Here is a 17,169-nt window from a genome sequence, read left to right on the forward strand (position 1 = left end):
GTCAGAGTCTGAAATAAGTGACCACTGACAATTGACCACTGACTATTTCAGTCTTTCTGGTAGGCAATCTTGTCGAATTATGTCTTGATAATTTTCGCGTTGCAAAATTAAGTTTGCTTCGCCATTCGCCACTAAAACAGCTGCTGGTCGGGGCAAGCGGTTGTAGTTAGATGCCATACTGTAATTGTAGGCACCAGTTCCCATAACGACGAGAATATCACCTGGTTCAGTTTTAGGCAGTTGGGCATTTTTGATCAGAATATCTCCTGATTCGCAATGTTTACCAGCCAATGTGACTGTTTCTGTTAAAGCAGCAGACATTTTATTAGCAACCACTGACCGATAAACTGATTGGTAGGTGATGGGGCGGGGATTATCAGACATTCCTCCATCAATTGTCACATAAGTACGAAGATCAGGAATAACTTTAGCTGAACCAATACTGTAGGCGGTAACGCAAGCTGTGGCAATCAGCGATCGCCCTGGTTCACAGAGTAATTTAGGTAAGGGCAAATTTTCAGCAGCACAAGCTTGTTGAACTACTTCACAAATTGCCTTTGACCATTCTTCAATGCTTGGGGGATCATCTGATTCTGTGTACTTAATCCCTAAACCACCACCTACATTTAACTCTTTCAATTCCAAATTATATTTGGCTGCGTCCCGCAACCACTGTACCATCACAGCAGCCAAATCTCGATGGGGTTGACGTTCAAAAATTTGTGAACCTATGTGAGCGTGTAACCCTACACAGTTTAAACTTGGTTGTTTGCTAACAAAGGCAAATACCTCATCTAAATCACTGGGATCAAAACCAAATTTACTGTCTAAATGTCCGGTGCGGATATATTCGTGGGTATGACATTCAATCCCTGGAGTTAACCGCAACATAATGCGAACTGGGGAAGACTTTGTTACCAATTCTACCAAAGTTTTTAATTCGTACCAGTTATCCGCAACAATTGTACAACCTGACTCAATAGCTAAAACTAGCTCATCACGAGATTTATTATTGCCATGTAGGTAGATTTTATCTGGAGTCACACCCGCATTGAGCGCAGTGTATAGTTCACCACCAGATACCACATCAATTCCCAAGCCTTCCGAGGCAACAATGGCACAAACAGCTAGACAATTCCATGCTTTAGAAGCGTACAATACTTGAGATTCGTCTTTGTAGTGTTGTTTGAAAGTATCATGGTATTGCCTACAGGCTGTCCGTAGAGTTTCTTCATCTAAAATATATAAAGGTGAACCAAACTGCTCAACCAGCGTTGTGACATCACACCCACCGATTTCTAGGGAGTCATGACGATTCACTCTAGCACTCAAGGGTAAGAGTTCTTGATTAGGTGAAAGAGTTGTGTTGTTGAGCTTTTGAGGTAAATATTGACTGCCAGAAGCTTGAATCCCGAGGGGGTGAGTCGATACCATATCTAATTAAGAGTTGTCCTGGTTAAGATTACGGGCGTGAGTTATTATCTCGATTCCCAGTTTACAGGAAGGCTGGTAATGGGAAATGGGTAATTGGTGATTGGTAATAGGAGGTAAGAGGCAGAAGCCATGATTCTGAAGAATTTTCCCGCACCTTTGTTCCCCATTTCCCATAGACCATCTTCTTAACTATTCCCTGTCATCTGTTACCTGTCACCTGTCACCTATTCCCTGTTTCTTTAATCGTGAAATTATTAGATTTAAAAATTCAATCCTTGACACCAGAGCATTTGGGTGAATTGCTGGAGCTTGATAAGGCTTGTTTTAATGGCTTGTGGACAATGGATGGCTACGGACGTGAGTTGGAAAGCCCTAATAGTCATTTTCTAGGTTTATTTTCCCCGTTTTCTAGTTCTGGGTTGCTGGGAATGGGCTGTATTTGGTCAATTTTAGAGGAGGCACATATTACGATTTTGGCGGTTCATCCTCAATATCACCGTCAAGGTTTGGGACAGGCTTTATTGTATTCTTTACTCAAGACAGCCAGCGATTGCGGTTTGGAGAGAGCTACTCTTGAAGTCCGAGCTTCCAACAACGGGGCTATCTCGTTATATGAAAAATTTGGCTTTAAAATCGCTGGCAGAAGACCGTGTTACTACAAAGATAATGAAGAAGACGCGCTGATTCTTTGGGTTTCTGATTTACAACAGCCAAAGTTTTTCAAAATTTTGGACGATTGGCATAGCATAGTGAAAGATCGCCTCAGTCAATCTTGTTGGTCAGTGAATGCGGAAGAGGTGAAAGGGAATAGTCGTCTCCCAAAAATGACCGGTGAAGCTGCTGCTGAGGTAGGGGAACAATAGAAACTTTTTTCCTACCTATTAGACAGACTAATAGGTAGGAATTTGGAATTTTGAATTGTATCTCGATTTCTCGCCTTAATAACAAAAAACGCAATTTTCATGCTACTTAACTTCAATCAGAATTTTAAACTAAATCTAGATTTTATATAAGTCAAAGCTATTAAACATGCAAATCATTGACAAAAAACTAAGCTATATGATATTGATTTCTGCTTGGGATTAAATCAACAAAATCTCAACATAAAGGCTTTATCTGTTTGTCATTAGTCCCAAAAAGGCTGGTAAATTCAACCTCTTCAGTACACAGGCTACATAAAAAGTAATAAAAAGTTAGCAATTAACTCAATTTGTAATCGCAGTTGGAGGTCAAAAATTTGTATACAGACATCCAAACTTTTAGCCTGTGCTAAAATCAGCGTACCGGCACGACGCAGGTGATGGGAAGAATGCCATGTTTGAACGCTTCACAGAAAAAGCCATTAAGGTAATCATGCTGGCCCAAGAAGAGGCCCGCCGTTTAGGTCACAACTTTGTTGGAACCGAGCAGATCCTCTTGGGTCTCATAGGGGAAGGGACAGGAGTGGCCGCCAAGGTGCTGAAATCAATGGGCGTTAATCTTAAAGATGCCCGCATTGAAGTTGAAAAAATCATAGGTCGGGGTTCAGGCTTTGTAGCCGTGGAAATTCCGTTTACGCCACGGGCAAAGCGAGTTCTAGAACTATCCTTGGAAGAAGCACGCCAACTGGGGCATAACTACATAGGCACCGAGCATCTGCTGTTGGGCCTCATCCGCGAAGGGGAAGGTGTAGCAGCCAGGGTGTTAGAAAACCTCGGTGTGGATTTATCTAAGGTGAGAACCCAGGTAATCCGTATGTTGGGAGAAACAGCCGAAGTTTCACCAGGGGGAGGTTCATCTGGTCGCACGAAAACCCCGACTTTGGATGAATTTGGTTCCAACCTGACCCAAATGGCCACAGACAATAAACTTGATCCTGTGGTGGGACGTGCTAAAGAAATTGAGCGCGTGATTCAAATTTTGGGTCGCCGGACTAAGAATAATCCAGTGCTAATTGGTGAACCAGGGGTAGGTAAAACGGCTATTGCTGAAGGTCTAGCGAGCCGGATAGCTAACAAAGATGTCCCCGACATTCTCGAAGATAAGCGTGTTGTTACTCTTGATATTGGCTTGCTGGTAGCAGGAACGAAATACCGGGGTGAATTTGAAGAACGCCTAAAAAAAATCATGGATGAAATCCGTTCTGCGGGTAATGTCATCCTTGTTATTGACGAGGTTCACACTTTAATCGGTGCAGGTGCGGCTGAAGGGGCGATTGATGCAGCGAATATCCTCAAGCCAGCTTTGGCACGGGGTGAGTTGCAGTGTATCGGTGCGACCACTTTAGATGAGTATCGTAAACACATTGAACGGGATGCAGCGTTGGAAAGACGCTTCCAGCCTGTGATGGTAGGTGAGCCTTCTGTTGATGAAACAATTGAAATTTTATATGGTTTGCGCGATCGCTACGAGCAACACCACAAGTTAAAAATCTCCGATGAAGCTTTAGTCGCGGCGGCGAAGTTGTCTGATCGATATATTAGCGATCGCTACCTCCCAGATAAAGCCATCGACTTGGTTGATGAAGCAGGCTCACGGGTGCGCTTGATTAACTCCCAGCTACCCCCAGCAGCTAAAGAGTTAGACAAGGAATTGCGGCAAATCTTAAAAGAAAAAGATGATGCTGTCCGTTCTCAGGACTTTGACCGAGCCGGAGAACTGCGGGACAGAGAAATGGAAATCAAAGCGGAAATACGCACCATTGCTCAAACCAAAACCAACGCGGCTGGTGGTGACGGTGTTGAACCTGTAGTCACAGAAGAAGACATCGCTCACATTGTTGCTTCTTGGACAGGTGTACCAGTGAACAAACTCACTGAATCTGAATCCGAGAAGTTGCTACACATGGAAGACACCTTACATCAGCGCCTCATCGGTCAAGATGATGCTGTGAAGGCTGTTTCCCGCGCTATTCGTCGCGCTCGTGTTGGTTTGAAGAATCCTAATCGGCCAATTGCCAGTTTTGTCTTCTCTGGTCCAACTGGGGTTGGTAAAACTGAGTTGGCTAAATCCTTGGCTTCTTACTTCTTCGGTTCTGAAGAAGCAATGATTCGCTTGGATATGTCCGAGTACATGGAACGTCACACCGTTAGTAAACTGATTGGTTCACCTCCAGGTTACGTTGGTTACAACGAAGGTGGTCAATTAACAGAAGCTGTACGCCGTCGTCCTTATACAGTAGTGCTGTTTGACGAAATCGAAAAAGCACACCCCGATGTGTTCAACATGCTGCTGCAAATTTTGGAAGATGGTCGTTTAACTGACGCGAAGGGTCGCACCGTGGACTTTAAGAACACCTTGCTGATTTTGACTTCCAACATTGGTTCTAAGGTAATTGAAAAAGGTGGTAGCGGTATTGGTTTCGAGTTTGCTGAGGATGCGACCGAATCTCAATACAACCGGATTCGTTCTTTGGTGAACGAGGAACTAAAGCAATACTTCCGTCCTGAGTTCTTAAACCGTTTGGATGAAATTATTGTCTTCCGTCAGTTGAACAAGCTTGAAGTTACCCAAATCGCCGAAATCATGCTGAAGGAAGTGTTCGGTCGGTTAACAGAAAAAGGCATTACTTTAGAAGTGAGTGATCGCTTCAAAGAGCGCCTAGTTCAAGAGGGTTACAGTCCCAGCTACGGTGCAAGGCCATTACGTCGGGCAATTATGCGCTTGTTAGAAGATAGTTTAGCGGAAGAAATTCTATCTGGACGCATCAAAGACGGTGATACTGCTCTTGTTGATGTTGATGAAAATGGCATTGTTCAAGTTAGTTCTCAACCGCGTCGGGAGTTGTTACCCCAGGGTGTTGAGTCATAGTTAGGTTTTTTAAATTGTTAATTAAGCGGTGGAGGATGTAGGTTCTCTGCCGTTTTTTTCGTTTCGCGCAAGGACGCTAATAAGCAAAGGCGCAAAGAATAGAAAGAGTGATATATTGGTCGTCATGAGTGCTATTGAGGAGTACAGGTCATTCCTAGATCGGAGCAAAAAACGCAGTTATTTATTCTGTGTTGTTGGTTAACTAAACTATATTTACCCATAAACCTGGGTCGAGTTGATAAACGTACAGGTAATGTGTTTATCCTCGGGGGTGAAGAGAATATGATAGAAATATATCCCAATGGTAAATGAAGGTATGTGGTATGAGTCAGCCTAACTTCCAAGGTATGATTACAAAAGAATTACGTGCTTATGCTTTATCTCATCGAGATGATCAAGAGACATTCTACATTTATGTAAATAAATTGAATGCTGAGGCAAATTGGGTAGAAATGCCCCCATCAGAATCTGTTGATGATTTGTGATGAATTATCCTGAGTTTTTGCAGCGTCTTAGTAATGGTAAAACCTTACTTGAACACAAAGAATAGTTGGGAATTTACAGTGACTTTAGTTAATTATCAAACAATGATTCTTAATGAGCTACGTCGTTATGTTCTCTCTCACAGAGAAGATATTCAAGCTTTTCACGCATACATAGATAGCTCGTTCAAAATCTGAAGTATATATGATTACTATTAACCCCACTGATGAAAATTGGGAAGAAGAAGTTCAACAGGCAATAATTAAAGATGGAAATGAAGAAATCAGATAATTTTCCTAGAGTTTTACTAATGGTCAAAATTGGTTTTAAACTCAAGAATAATTGGCGACTTACAGAAATAAGGTAGGGTGAATCATGACTAATACAAAACCTGTGCTTCGTCGTCAACAAGGAAGAATTTTCCCAGAGTTTACAATACCACTTATGATTTTTATAAAGGAGATTTTAAATTAGAGGGATTATAAATAATATTGGCGAGAGCTTGATGGAAGAAACTATCAAAACTTGCCTGAGGAAGTTAGAAGAGGAATAGATAGACGATAAATATCGTCTATCTATTGTTTCATTACAGGAAACAGCCAAAACTCAAGAAGAAGCTGAGAATTTAAAAAAAATCGTTTTTGAAAGATTAAATAGTGGAGGAAGAAAACTCACTCCATAGGAAAGAAGAAATACCTTACATAATGGGAAGTTTAAGCAATTATGTCTAAGAGTTTCTCAAAGTGACTATTTCGTCCAAATGTGGCAAATACCTTTAGAAATTGAAGGAGAAGAAAAATCACTTTAAAGTGAATCTTATCGGAAAATGGAAGATGTTGAATTAGTCTTGCGGTTCTTTGCTTATCGTCATATAGAAAGGAATGTCTTGATTCTCTATCTAACGTAGTATGTGAATATAATGAAGTAGATGGAAAGATTAGAGATAATCATTTTCAACTTTCTTTAAAATTGATAAATACTATTACAAGTCGGGAAAGCTCTAAATAACAGCATCTTACAAAAGAGGAGGTATAAGTGTTGAGCCTGAAATAAAAGACAATCAAACATTTTACTTAGTCAAGCAATAACTCAATCCCTATACTGGGAGATACATTCATAGTGAAAGTGGTGCGATCAGTTTTCGTTAGTTTATAGTGGAAGATGTGCGATAGCAAAGCTGACCGAAGGTATCCCTCTCAGTTAGTTAGAGTGTTCCAACTAAAAAATGATCCAAAACGTCAGTGGCTTCGATAAAAAATTTTAACAAACCGTTTTTTCACAGTTGGTAAGCAGTGAATCAGCTCTTCGATGTCCGCCATTGCTTGTTGTGTCAGTTTAACTCCTGTATGATAAATTACCTCAACCAAAGTAACCACAGGATTTTTGCCCTTGAAAGATTTACTAACGGGACTTAAACAAAAGTTAAGAGTAAAAAGGAGTATGGTGCGGATTCGGTGTAGCTTTCACCTTAAAAGAAGCTGATGAAAGAAACCACTGCCGCAGCAATGGCACCATGGTTTGAAAGATGGTGTCATTTGATGATGTATTTACTCATCAAGCGCAGAAAAAAGAGAGTTTAGACATTATTTGGGGGGATGATTGGGTGAAAGTGAGAGAAAAAACCTATTTCAAATGGCAGAGAATGCCCTAGGGGTGACCTACCACCGATTACACCACTTTTTAACTGAAGCACCTTGGTCCAGTTCCCAAGTCAATGACCGTCGGTTAGAGATTATGAACAAGTGTAGTCAGAGGAGAATCACCAGAGGATTTAGCTTAATAATTGATGATTATGACCATAGAAAAAGCGGGAATTTTAGGGATGGAGTAGGAAGACAATATATTATATATTGATTGGAGAAATTGGGAAAAGGGACAATGGAATAGTAGTAGTAACAACACATCTATATGATATGATAGCAGTAAAAGCTTACCATTACATATAGAATTATATCACCACGGTGATTCTTGACCCAAAGGGAAACAAGACCCTCTAGTTGAGAATAAACCTGAGTTAGGAATTAAATTAATACATCTGACCTTAAGCCGTGGTTATCAACCAGGAATAGTAATTATAGATGCTCGATATTGCCACAATACATCTTTCTTATTGAAAGATAGAGAATCCGAATTGAAAGTATTGAGAAGGATTAGCTAAAAATCCCAAAGTCCTTGCCAGTGAACAAGAGGATAGTCCACAAATAATTAGGTTAGATGAATTAGCACAAAGTTTACCCCAAGAGGCTTTTACAGACATTCAACTGGAGTTAGATAAACCCAAAACATTATGGGTAGTAACTCAAGAAGTAGAAATATCAGCCTTAAGTGGAAAGGGCAATATTGCTATATTCATCAACACTTCTACCTTCTCTCAAGCCACTGATATTGACTACTTTATGACCAATGTTTCTTCATCAATTGTCACACCCCAATGGATAGTTGATACATATTCTCAAAGAAATTGGGTAGAAGTTGTTTACAGGGAAGCCAAGGGATGGTTAGGACTCAAAGAATATCAAGTTGGAGATAACAGCAGTTGACTGCGCCATTTTATTTTGGTTTTCTGTGCCTACACTTTTATTCTTGGCCATCAGTGGACTGGAGGATTAAGACCAAGGTGGGCTAAGAAACATTTGAATACTTTTACTGCAGCTTTAGAAGCGTTGAGAACAGCCATATCTTTTCTATTTATTGATTGGTTCAACTGGAATCCGGATGTATTTCCTTCTTATCAAGCCAGTTTGGGCTGCATTTGGGCTTGATTTTTGTTTAAGTTCCGCTAGAAGCGAATCGTAATATGGTATCAACGGTGTCGAGTAAGCTACCACACCAATGTTGCTCAAGCCAACCAAAAGCACGCTCAACAGGATTATATTTACTATGATAAGGAGGATAATAAGCCAGTTGAATTGTCAGTTGAAATTTGTGAGCGAATTGAATTTTCAATTTTGAATTCCGCCTTAACGACCTTAGACTATCACTTAGTTGGATTAATGGTTCTGGAGACATAAACCATACTGCACGCTAATTATCCTCTCAGTATACCTAGTTTTGGATCACTTTTGGATCACTTTTTCCTTGGATTACTCTAACCAATCACAACTATCCACAAGTCATCGGTCTAAATTCCGCACAGGCCAAAACCGCGCTGTATTGTCATCGGATGCGGTAGAGATCGATGGTTGTGCCGTCAGGGCTGAAACTCGCACTCTAGAACCAATCCTGATGCCCTTTAAATTGGTTGCGTTCTTTGATATCGTCGAGGATATTATTTAATCTTTGGGAACTACCCTGATTATCAAAATCTAAATTATTTGATTGGTGTTGATTATTCATAACCTAAATTTTGGTGGTTGTTGTGAAATGGGATTAATATCAAACCAAGATCCATGTTTATTGATATAATTAGACCTCTTGCAAAATTGTTTCTGTGGTATGATAAAGGGGTTTAGACTTGAGATATTTTTGGTGTTCTCTGCGATCTCTCTCTAAGAGGGTGAAGGTATAATTTGTCATTCTGAGTGGAACAAAATGGAACGTATCCCTTCGGGACACTGCGTGAACGCGAAGCATGGCTGATACTCTATAATCTAGGGTTTGAGCGATGATAAAGTCCCTGTCTCTTTCTCTGGTGATATGGAGCGTGATTATCAGTGATAATAATGATGGTGAAGTGAGCGATGCCGGCTGCGGGCGTAGGCATCGCATAGCTGGTTATAATGTTTAGTTTTACTTCTCCACAGGTGCAAGCTTTAAAGGATACAAAGGCTCAGATCCATTTAATTGCCATACTCTCAATCCTAACACAGAAGCTACAGTTAGCCACACACAAGAAAAAGATAAAATCATTCCCGCTAAAGGAACACTTTGCCAATAAATTGCTGTCACCACTATTGCAGATAACCAAGGACCCAAAATCACAACAGGAACAGCCGCACCTAATCTCCGTTCTACGGTAAAAATCGTATTCCAGGTATCCCCTAAAGCCAGATGTACCACAAACAGAATTAACAGCAACACTAAAAATTGGTGATTCTCATCCTGCCAAAGTAATTTCGAAGAAATTCCCGTAAAACGGCAATTATCATCCAAACTATGGGAAATCCTAAAGGTGGAGGAGACAATCTTGGTCTGATTACCTGGTCATAAGTCAGAGGAGAACGGGTATTCTCTAAAAGAGAGAAAATTCGTGAATGGATGCTTAATATAGCAAAAAATAATCCGGTCACTAAAGTTCTAAACTAACTAGGAACAGAATAATTGTTATCAATAAACATTAATAATTTTTCCATTCCCAGCAACACAAGAATCATCACTCCTATTTGGAGGATGGTCCCTAGTTTATAAACTAAAACTGCCTTGATATCTAGCTGTCGTGTGGTAACTACTGCTGTATTTAGAGACTGTAGTTGATTACCAGTTTTTACCCCCATCACTGTGTTTACAAACTGTTCAAGTATTCCAATTTTATTTTGGTTGATTCATCATTCTTAGCAAAAATACGTTTAATCGCACCTTCCACACCCTAACTATCACAGATAGTAGTACACAGGAACTAAAGCTCCTGCAAGGAAGAAAAGGCTTAATGAGAATAGTATGATTAAAATGGCTATAGAGTGAGAGAATAAAGTTTCGTAAAGAAGATAGAAGAAAAGAAAATTTAATGATTTAAAAATTAAATTAGAACAGGAGAAGAAATGATTTAATCATAACAGGAGTTTTGGATAATTCTGTTGTGAAATCAAAGCTTCAAAAAATGGAAATTCCAAACCTAGACCATTTAGGCATAGTAGCAGGAATAATAGACGCCATAGGAGTAGTAGAAATAATCCTTGAAATTGGTGAGAAAGTAAGTCCGGGTCATGTAGTAAAACCCATGATAATCAACGGGTTAGGATTTGTATAAAAACCCTTATATATGTTTCCCCAATATTTTGAAACAATAGCCTGTGACCATCTAATAGGACCAGGAGTAAAACCAGAATATCTCAAGGACGATAAACTGGGGAGAGTCATGGATAAACTATTTATAAAAGGATTGGATAGAATATTTTTTCTTGTCGCCTTAAAAGCAGCCCAAAAATTTGGAGTATCCCTATGAGCAGGCCATCTAGACTCATCATAAATGGACGTACATGGGCAATATAATACCAGCTTACCAGAAGTAATATTTGAGAGTCAAAAAGTAGGAAATAATCAAGAAATAGAAGAATTAGCAGTAAAATCAGCAAAAGAGATAACCATCACCTACGGTTATTCTGGTGACCATAGACCGGAGTTAAAACAGTTCATCATAGAAATGATGTGTTCAGGAGATGGAGACATACCAATATATATTTTTAAAACTAGCATCGGGAAACCAAGCAGATTCATCATGCTTTGGTAAAATAGCAGTAGAGTACCAAAAACAATTAAAGGTTAACTAAAAGTTGACAGTCTCATAGTGGCAGACTGGACCTTATATACAGAATCAAATCTGAAAATGATGTCAGATTTAAGCTGGTTATGTCCAGTGGCATTAAGCGTAGAATCAGCACTATCATTAATATCAACATTACCAGAACCAGAATCTGTTGATACTAACTTACCCAGATATAAACTAGCTTCAAAAACAGTAAATTATCCAGGAATAGAACAAAGATGGTTAGTAGTGCAAAGTCAAGAAAGAAGAGAATCAGACCTGGGTAAACTCTCACAAAGAATTACCAAGGCACAATCAAAAGCTGTGCAAGATTTCAAGAATTTATCACCAGAAAAATTTGCTTGTGAAGCTGATGCTATCAAGGAGTTATCTAAACTATTAAAACAATTTATTTTGTGCAGACAGTATTTTCCTAAAAAGTCCAGAGAGAATAGAGTCCCTGGGAATGATTATGGGTTTATATCTGCTGGTTTATACTTTAGGGCAACGACAAATTAGAACCCCTTTGAAAGAGTCTAAATCAACAGTAAAAAATTAATTGGGCAAACCAACTGACAGCCCCACTTTACGCTGGATTTTTCCATGCTTTCAGTCTATTCATGTAGTTACACTTAACCAATAAAAACACATCTCTAACTGGACTCAAGAGAGAGATTTCATTGTGAATCTTTTACCATATCATTGTTTTCCCTACTCTCAATTAGTTACCTAATTTTTCTCTCTATTAATTTAATTAATATCAGAAAATAACCTAATGTCTTTGATTTATAGCTCTATTTTACTATGTCCATAATTTCTTTTTTACTTCGATTTATTAGTCTAAGTTATGATTTATCTCTTGAATATCTTCATTTATCTGTTGACTCCTCTGGGCGGTGTTCTTTCTTATTGCTCCTTATTGAGGATAGCTTTTGATGCTATTTTTGGTGCTTTACTGTTTCTCCAATGCCTTTTTTCACTGCATATGTTTCTTTTTATGCTCCCTTGGATTTTTTCTCTCCGTAATTTCTCTCTGTGGCAGTTTAGGGTGCCGAATGTGGGTTTAATAGCAATGTATGTGTCTAAGTAGAAAGGCGGAAAAAAAACCGTAGACGCGTAGCGGCTTCTCGGAGAGTAGTATGTAAGGAAAAGTAAAATTACTCAAAACCTCTTCCCTCTTGCCTTTTGCCTACAAAATCTATCGTCCTCAACGAATTAAGGGGAGGTAGTTCATAAGTCAAAGATCCAATAGTTCATCTATTTGCATACTTGCTAAGTTGGGAGGAATTATAGTTTTGACTGTTGTCACTTTATGACTTTCCTGTTGGTTAGTTAAATCGAGAGCGATCGCACCCACAAGAATTTCTACACAGCCTAAAGGTACAATTAATTGAGTTATCGCTTCCCAACTTCCCCACGGAGTCGTCCGCAAGTCTTTGATCAGATGAGGTCCATCTAGTAAAGCACGAGTTTGATAATCTTCAACCCATAACTTGATAGCCACACTGGAGGCTATCTCGGACATTTCTAAACGTACTTTGATAGATGTACCAGCTAATAATTCACCACTGGGTAGAAATAGTTGGGGTGTTGGTAAGGAATTAAGCAGAGGAGGAGATAAATTTTCTGGTTCTGGTTGCTGTTCTTCAGAAAGCTGATTGTTCTCCTCATTGCTCAGGCTAATATATATTATATCGTCAATCACGATTTCTTGAGACAACCAAGAGGGTATGTTTTCAGGTTCTGGAGTTGGTTCATTGGTGTCTAAATCAAGAAGTTCTAAATTATTTGCCTCAGGTTCTATTTCCCTATTTAAATTTACATCTAAATTTGTATCTATATTTAAAGGTAACTCAATCTCAACACTCTGGTCTTCTACACTGATAGTTGAAGTTGATTCTTTACTATCATCCTCTTTATATTCCAAAGTGATACCTTCAGGTAAAATGTATCCTTGGTTTTGCATCCATTTTTGAATAAGAGGAGATGTTACTGCTGTTGCTGGTATTTCTGTTGTGATTAATTCTTCAGTATTTAGAGTATAAAGTTCAGGAATAGTATTTGTGATTAATTCCCCACGAAATTGATCTTCAGTTTTATAACTGGGTAATAATTCCAGTGCATTTGCTGTTTCATATAACTGAGTTTCTGGGGTATTGAGCAGATGGTTTTGTGCTTCTTGTTCCAGTCCTGGAGTCAATTTTAACCGTTTTAAATAAGGAAAACCAGTTTTAATTGGTTTGATTACTAATTTTTCCAGATTTATGGGGGCGATTGTACCAGGTGTCTTGATATTTACTTCAGATATGAGGGATTCTGCAATTATATTTTTGTTAATTCGTGGCAATTTCGGCAGTTTTGGCGAAACGCCATTTAAGACAATTACTGGTTTAATTCGTGGTGGTAGAGGTTTGTTTGTAGATGGCTTTAAAATATGGAATTGAGCTAATTTGGGAGTTTTGACTAGATTGAAAAGTTCTAAACTAACTTTGTTTGGTCTTTCTGGTTGTGCTGTAGTGGTAGAAATTGGTAGTTGGTTGCTTTCAGATAAGAATGCTGGATGAGATTTTGGTAAAGTAACTGTTAGTAATTCGGTGACACTGGCTGTAATTGTGACAGCATAAGTACCTAAACATCTAACTTCCTTTTCGTTGTTAACAGCACCATATAAATTAATATCTGCCAAAATCAATTTCGATTCACACTCAGTGGGAATATTAATGGAGGTAGCGAAGGTAAAGGGCAGGATTTTATTTGGTAAAGGCTGACTGAATTGAGTTAATACTTTTGATTCTAAGGGCGAGCGCAGTTCAATGAATAGTTGCAGTTGATCAAGGTTAATTATAGATATTGTTTGATCTTTTGGGTTTTCCGTTGCTGCTAGTTCTGCACGGCCATTTAATGTAAAAGTTTTTCCCCAAGGAGCGATGTAGTTGTCCTGTTCTAGATATAGCTGAATTAGTGAAGGTGAGGATACAGGCTGAAAATGCTCAAATGTGGGATCTTCCTCTGGTGATTCTGGGTTGGGTAAAGCTAAATCTATCAAGCTTTGTAAAAGCTGTTCTGCTGTCTGGCCTTTGAATAAAACTGGGCTGACAGGCTGATTAATAATTATATCTTCTTCTGTTTGTGTTAATAAAGCATTGATATCAAGGTGAGGAGGCAAAGTAATGGTAGATTCATCCAGTTCTTTGTCAAATTGATCATTATTACCCAGATATGGCTGCTCAGTAGTCTCTTGGGGAAAGACTTTAATGAGCAGGCTATATTGCCAGGATTTACCCAGCATATCCGTCATTAAGTCGCCAGAGCATCGTAACTCCCAAATGCCAGGTTTGAGTTCAGTAAAGGGAATTACCGCCATAAGTCCATCTGCATTAGTGCGGCGCAAACGCTTAAAAATTCGCCCTTTGGGTGGAACTTCCTGGATTGAGGAGTGAGTTACCCGCACTTCTACATCTGTATTTGGTAGGTGTGAGCGAGCCAAAACTCTGTACTTACCTGCTAAAATTTGCAGAGTTGGCGATTCCAAAGTTTCCCAAGCGTGATCGCCTTTTTTCTGTATCATAAATTGCCAGTGTGCCATTGTGAGTAATGCCCAAACCGAAGAGCAGCCGATGAATTTTTTGTATTAACTTGCTTGTCAGTTTAACTCAGCAATATGTAATTGCAGCAATATTAAGTATAAGTAGGAAGGCACAAAAAAACCGAAGTATGTAAAGGCTTATCTGAACTGTATTACCCTATACCCTTACACCCTTTGGGCTTAACTCCTCTAAAATCCTGATTCAGATGATTAATCCTCATGCAAAGCTCCTAATTTGCGAATTTCCGGCCAAATCATGGCTGTTGCTACCACTACTAAAATCGTCCCCACACCTCCACCAACGACAGACAAAACAGGCCCAAATAAAGCCGCAGTCAAACCAGATTCAAAACCTCCCAATTCATTGGAAGCACTGATAAATACACTATTTATAGCTGCAACTCGACCCCGCAAATGGTCAGGAGTGCGAATTTGCACCAAAGTATGACGAATCACCACGCTAATGCTGTCTAACGCCCCACTTAATGCCAACATCAACAACGATAGCCAGACCCAACGGGATAACCCAAAAATAATTGTCACAATCCCAAACCCGACAACTGACCAAAGTAAGGCAGGGCCGGCTTTGTGGATAGGTGGCAAATATACCAACAATGCTGCCATAATCAATGCACCTATGGATGGGGCTGCTTGTAAATAGCCTAATTCTACCGGACCAACTTGCAAAATATCTTTGGCAAAGATGGGTAATAATGCAACTGCACCACCTAACAAGACTGCAAATAAATCGAGGGTGATGGCTGCAAGAATTAGTTGATTATTCCAAACAAATTCGGCACCAGCAGCTAGAGTTTTTAAAGATGTTGGTTCTTTGGCAAAGTTAGTTTTTTGTGGTTTAATTGCGGCTGTGAGGAAAAAACATGATAGTGCTGCCAATGTGGCTAATATATATACCCCTGTCGCATTTCCGAAAAGAACAACGCTGAATCCTCCCAAAGCTGGCCCAATTACTGATGCTAATTGAAAGCTACTGCTATTCCAAGTTGCTGCATTGGTAAAAGCACTCGTGGGTATTAACTGCCACATCAGTGCATCACCGGCAGGTTTGAGAAATGCTCTGGCTACACCTGTTAATAATAAGCAACCATAAACTAGAAAAATTGCACCTTCATTAAAGGAAATAACTGCTAAAGCTATTGAGCAAAGAGTTAGCAGCAAAATTGAGAATAAAGTAATGCGTTTGCGATCGCTCTTATCAGCAATATGTCCTGTAATCAAAGTTAGTGCAATCATTGGTAGAACTTGCGCCAGTCCTATTCCACCTAATACTATCGCTGAATTTGTCCGCTCATAAAGCTCCCAACCCAGCGCCACGGTCTGCATTTGTCCCCCGGTGAAGAGGAGTACACGCCCAATGGTAAATAGCCGATAATCTCGAAATCTCATGGCTGCTAAAGGATCGTGTTGTGCAGCCTTGCTGTTATGGTGAGTTGATTTCTGTTTGCTCGAAGACATTTTTTAGTAGAGTCAAGCCTGATTCAATATGTGATACTTACTCTGGTGTCAAACCTTCTAAAATTTCCGCAATCTCCGCACGAGTTTGTTCCTGGGATTGTTCTAATAGCAGTTTTCCCTCTCGCGTCAAATTGAGAACTACTCGTCGTCGTTCTTAAGGATTATCAGTACGTTTCACCAGATTGCGTTGGACTAATCTTTCTATAGTTGTTGAAGTTGTAGCACAGGTAATGCCAAGATGATCTGCTACCTCAGATAAAGAAGCACCAGGATTGCGATTGAGAAAAGCGAGCCCTCGCAACTTTGGTATAGATCAACAGTCAGAACTATAAGTCCGCATTTCGGCTCGGATAAACCGCATCAATAATGGAACCGTTTCCATAACCCTTGCGGCACATTCTTCAGAGACTTTATCCAAAATCATAAGACTGTTTTTCTCGAGATTACATTGCCACCCGTGGATAAAGTCGTCCACAGATGAAGGTTAAACCTATTAATGTTACCAAGTGAATTATACAGTCTAACCCGAATCCATAAATACTTGAGCCATTTCCCAGCATTCCACCCGGTAAAGCATCGACTTTATAGGTCAAAGGATTTAAGTGGGAAATCAGCTTGATTTCCTGCGTAGTGGATCAATACATCGTCTAAAGTGGCGTCTGGTTTCCCTATGGCTGCTTTTAACTCTGTCGGTGAACCAGTGATAATCTCTCTACCCTGATTCATAATCACAACTCGGTTACAAAGACTATCTGCTTTTTCTAAAAAGTGAGTGGTTAAAAAGATAGTTGTACTGTACTCAATTCGCAACTGTTCCATTAGCTGCCATACTTGCGAGCGCGCAACCGGATCTAATCCCACTGTCGGCTCATCCAGAATTGATGCTCCCCAGTCTAAAGACGCGAGGATTCTTGCTTCAACGAGCAACCTTGGCCAAACTTGTTACCAAATCTAGGTAAAGGGTCATCTCTCCACAAGGGTTGAAAGTTCCGGTGCGCCC

12 protein-coding genes and 7 pseudogenes are annotated in these 17,169 nt (G+C 39.7%); 8 read left to right on the top strand and 11 right to left on the bottom strand.

Going from position 1 to position 17,169, the window contains the following annotated elements; all coding sequences use genetic code 11:
- Positions 1 to 42 precede the first annotated feature (42 nt).
- Complete coding sequence (gene lysA, locus AAZO_RS22600; protein WP_013192940.1) at positions 43 to 1,434, bottom strand: diaminopimelate decarboxylase; 1,392 nt, start codon at positions 1,432 to 1,434, stop codon at positions 43 to 45.
- Positions 1,435 to 1,679: 245 nt separating this feature from the next.
- On the opposite strand from lysA, the gene rimI reads away from it, so the two are divergent.
- The 5 genes from rimI (at position 1,680) to AAZO_RS44270 (ending at position 5,903) form a co-directional block, all read left to right on the top strand.
- The gene (gene rimI, locus AAZO_RS22605; RefSeq protein WP_013192941.1) at positions 1,680 to 2,297 is read left to right on the top strand and encodes a ribosomal protein S18-alanine N-acetyltransferase; all 618 of its coding nucleotides are present in this window, start codon (positions 1,680 to 1,682) and stop codon (positions 2,295 to 2,297) included.
- A gap of 451 nt (positions 2,298 to 2,748) precedes the next feature.
- Positions 2,749 to 5,223: an ATP-dependent Clp protease ATP-binding subunit gene (locus tag AAZO_RS22610; protein WP_013192942.1), complete on the top strand. Its 2,475-nt coding sequence runs from the start codon at positions 2,749 to 2,751 to the stop codon at positions 5,221 to 5,223.
- A 186-nt stretch (positions 5,224 to 5,409) separates the two neighbouring features.
- Positions 5,410 to 5,535: a DUF6888 family protein gene (locus AAZO_RS44265; RefSeq protein WP_420807078.1), complete on the top strand. Its 126-nt coding sequence runs from the start codon at positions 5,410 to 5,412 to the stop codon at positions 5,533 to 5,535.
- Complete coding sequence (locus AAZO_RS22615; RefSeq protein WP_338026970.1) at positions 5,532 to 5,708, top strand: DUF6887 family protein; 177 nt, start codon at positions 5,532 to 5,534, stop codon at positions 5,706 to 5,708. The genes AAZO_RS44265 and AAZO_RS22615 overlap by 4 nt, the downstream gene beginning before the upstream one ends.
- A 102-nt stretch (positions 5,709 to 5,810) precedes the next feature.
- Positions 5,811 to 5,903 carry a DUF6887 family protein gene (locus AAZO_RS44270; protein WP_420807079.1) on the top strand — a complete coding sequence of 31 codons (93 nt, stop codon included), beginning with the start codon at positions 5,811 to 5,813 and terminating at the stop codon, positions 5,901 to 5,903.
- Positions 5,904 to 6,944: 1,041 nt separating this feature from the next.
- On the opposite strand, the pseudogene AAZO_RS44275 reads toward AAZO_RS44270, so the two are convergent.
- Positions 6,945 to 7,103: pseudogene (locus tag AAZO_RS44275) on the bottom strand (ISAzo13 family transposase); the annotation flags it as partial.
- A gap of 84 nt (positions 7,104 to 7,187) precedes the next feature.
- Here AAZO_RS44275 and AAZO_RS32020 point away from each other — a divergent pair.
- Positions 7,188 to 8,468 (top strand): annotated as a pseudogene (locus tag AAZO_RS32020) (IS701 family transposase).
- Positions 8,469 to 8,478: 10 nt separating this feature from the next.
- Here AAZO_RS32020 and AAZO_RS40005 read toward each other — a convergent pair.
- The 4 genes and pseudogenes from AAZO_RS40005 to AAZO_RS40015 form a co-directional block, all read right to left on the bottom strand.
- A pseudogene (locus tag AAZO_RS40005) lies at positions 8,479 to 8,715 on the bottom strand (ISAzo13-like element transposase-related protein); the annotation flags it as partial.
- 201 nt (positions 8,716 to 8,916) lie between these two features.
- The gene (locus tag AAZO_RS41820) at positions 8,917 to 9,042 is read right to left on the bottom strand and encodes a hypothetical protein (RefSeq protein WP_266886830.1); all 126 of its coding nucleotides are present in this window, start codon (positions 9,040 to 9,042) and stop codon (positions 8,917 to 8,919) included.
- A 393-nt stretch (positions 9,043 to 9,435) separates the two neighbouring features.
- Complete coding sequence (locus AAZO_RS40010; protein WP_266886833.1) at positions 9,436 to 9,726, bottom strand: tryptophan-rich sensory protein; 291 nt, start codon at positions 9,724 to 9,726, stop codon at positions 9,436 to 9,438.
- Between the two features lie 221 nt (positions 9,727 to 9,947).
- A complete protein-coding gene (locus tag AAZO_RS40015) occupies positions 9,948 to 10,139 on the bottom strand; it encodes a hypothetical protein (RefSeq protein WP_228371377.1) in 192 nt (63 codons plus the stop codon).
- 323 nt (positions 10,140 to 10,462) lie between these two features.
- Here AAZO_RS40015 and AAZO_RS22635 point away from each other — a divergent pair.
- Both AAZO_RS22635 and AAZO_RS44280 read left to right on the top strand, forming a co-directional pair.
- Positions 10,463 to 11,840, top strand: a pseudogene (locus AAZO_RS22635) (IS1634 family transposase).
- 114 nt (positions 11,841 to 11,954) lie between these two features.
- Complete coding sequence (locus AAZO_RS44280) at positions 11,955 to 12,197, top strand: hypothetical protein (protein ID WP_013192946.1); 243 nt, start codon at positions 11,955 to 11,957, stop codon at positions 12,195 to 12,197.
- A gap of 147 nt (positions 12,198 to 12,344) precedes the next feature.
- Here AAZO_RS44280 and AAZO_RS22640 read toward each other — a convergent pair whose 3' ends face one another.
- The 5 genes and pseudogenes from AAZO_RS22640 to AAZO_RS22655 all read right to left on the bottom strand — a co-directional run.
- On the bottom strand, positions 12,345 to 14,675 hold the full coding sequence (locus AAZO_RS22640) for a hypothetical protein (protein WP_228371378.1): 2,331 nt from the start codon (positions 14,673 to 14,675) through the stop codon (positions 12,345 to 12,347).
- A gap of 228 nt (positions 14,676 to 14,903) precedes the next feature.
- Positions 14,904 to 16,169 (bottom strand): MFS transporter, encoded by a 1,266-nt coding sequence (locus AAZO_RS22645; protein ID WP_013192948.1) that lies wholly within the window; start codon positions 16,167 to 16,169, stop codon positions 14,904 to 14,906.
- Positions 16,135 to 16,479 (bottom strand): annotated as a pseudogene (locus tag AAZO_RS22650) (MarR family winged helix-turn-helix transcriptional regulator). Before AAZO_RS22650 ends, AAZO_RS22645 begins: the two are co-directional and overlap by 35 nt.
- A 133-nt stretch (positions 16,480 to 16,612) precedes the next feature.
- Positions 16,613 to 16,789: pseudogene (locus AAZO_RS40020) on the bottom strand (ABC transporter permease); the annotation flags it as partial.
- Positions 16,752 to 17,045, bottom strand: a pseudogene (locus tag AAZO_RS22655) (ABC transporter ATP-binding protein); the annotation flags it as partial. The pseudogenes AAZO_RS40020 and AAZO_RS22655, both read right to left, overlap by 38 nt.
- Between the last annotated feature and the right edge of the window lie 124 nt (positions 17,046 to 17,169).

The sequence above is a fragment of the 'Nostoc azollae' 0708 genome (genome assembly GCF_000196515.1).
Classification (GTDB): Bacteria; Cyanobacteriota; Cyanobacteriia; order Cyanobacteriales; family Nostocaceae; genus Trichormus_B; species Trichormus_B azollae.

What these genes read in the sequence shown, in the direction of transcription:
- AAZO_RS22615 (WP_338026970.1), top strand. Translation starts at nt 5,532, where the DNA reads ATGAAGGTATGTGGTATGAGTCAGCCTAACTTCCAAGGTATGATTACA.
- lysA (WP_013192940.1), bottom strand. Translation starts at nt 1,434, where the DNA reads ATGGTATCGACTCACCCCCTCGGGATTCAAGCTTCTGGCAGTCAATAT.
- AAZO_RS44270 (WP_420807079.1), top strand. Translation starts at nt 5,811, where the DNA reads ATGATTCTTAATGAGCTACGTCGTTATGTTCTCTCTCACAGAGAAGAT.
- AAZO_RS44280 (WP_013192946.1), top strand. Translation starts at nt 11,955, where the DNA reads ATGATTTATCTCTTGAATATCTTCATTTATCTGTTGACTCCTCTGGGC.
- AAZO_RS41820 (WP_266886830.1), bottom strand. Translation starts at nt 9,042, where the DNA reads ATGAATAATCAACACCAATCAAATAATTTAGATTTTGATAATCAGGGT.
- AAZO_RS22610 (WP_013192942.1), top strand. Translation starts at nt 2,749, where the DNA reads ATGTTTGAACGCTTCACAGAAAAAGCCATTAAGGTAATCATGCTGGCC.
- AAZO_RS22640 (WP_228371378.1), bottom strand. Translation starts at nt 14,675, where the DNA reads ATGATACAGAAAAAAGGCGATCACGCTTGGGAAACTTTGGAATCGCCA.
- AAZO_RS22645 (WP_013192948.1), bottom strand. Translation starts at nt 16,169, where the DNA reads ATGTCTTCGAGCAAACAGAAATCAACTCACCATAACAGCAAGGCTGCA.
- AAZO_RS40015 (WP_228371377.1), bottom strand. Translation starts at nt 10,139, where the DNA reads ATGGGGGTAAAAACTGGTAATCAACTACAGTCTCTAAATACAGCAGTA.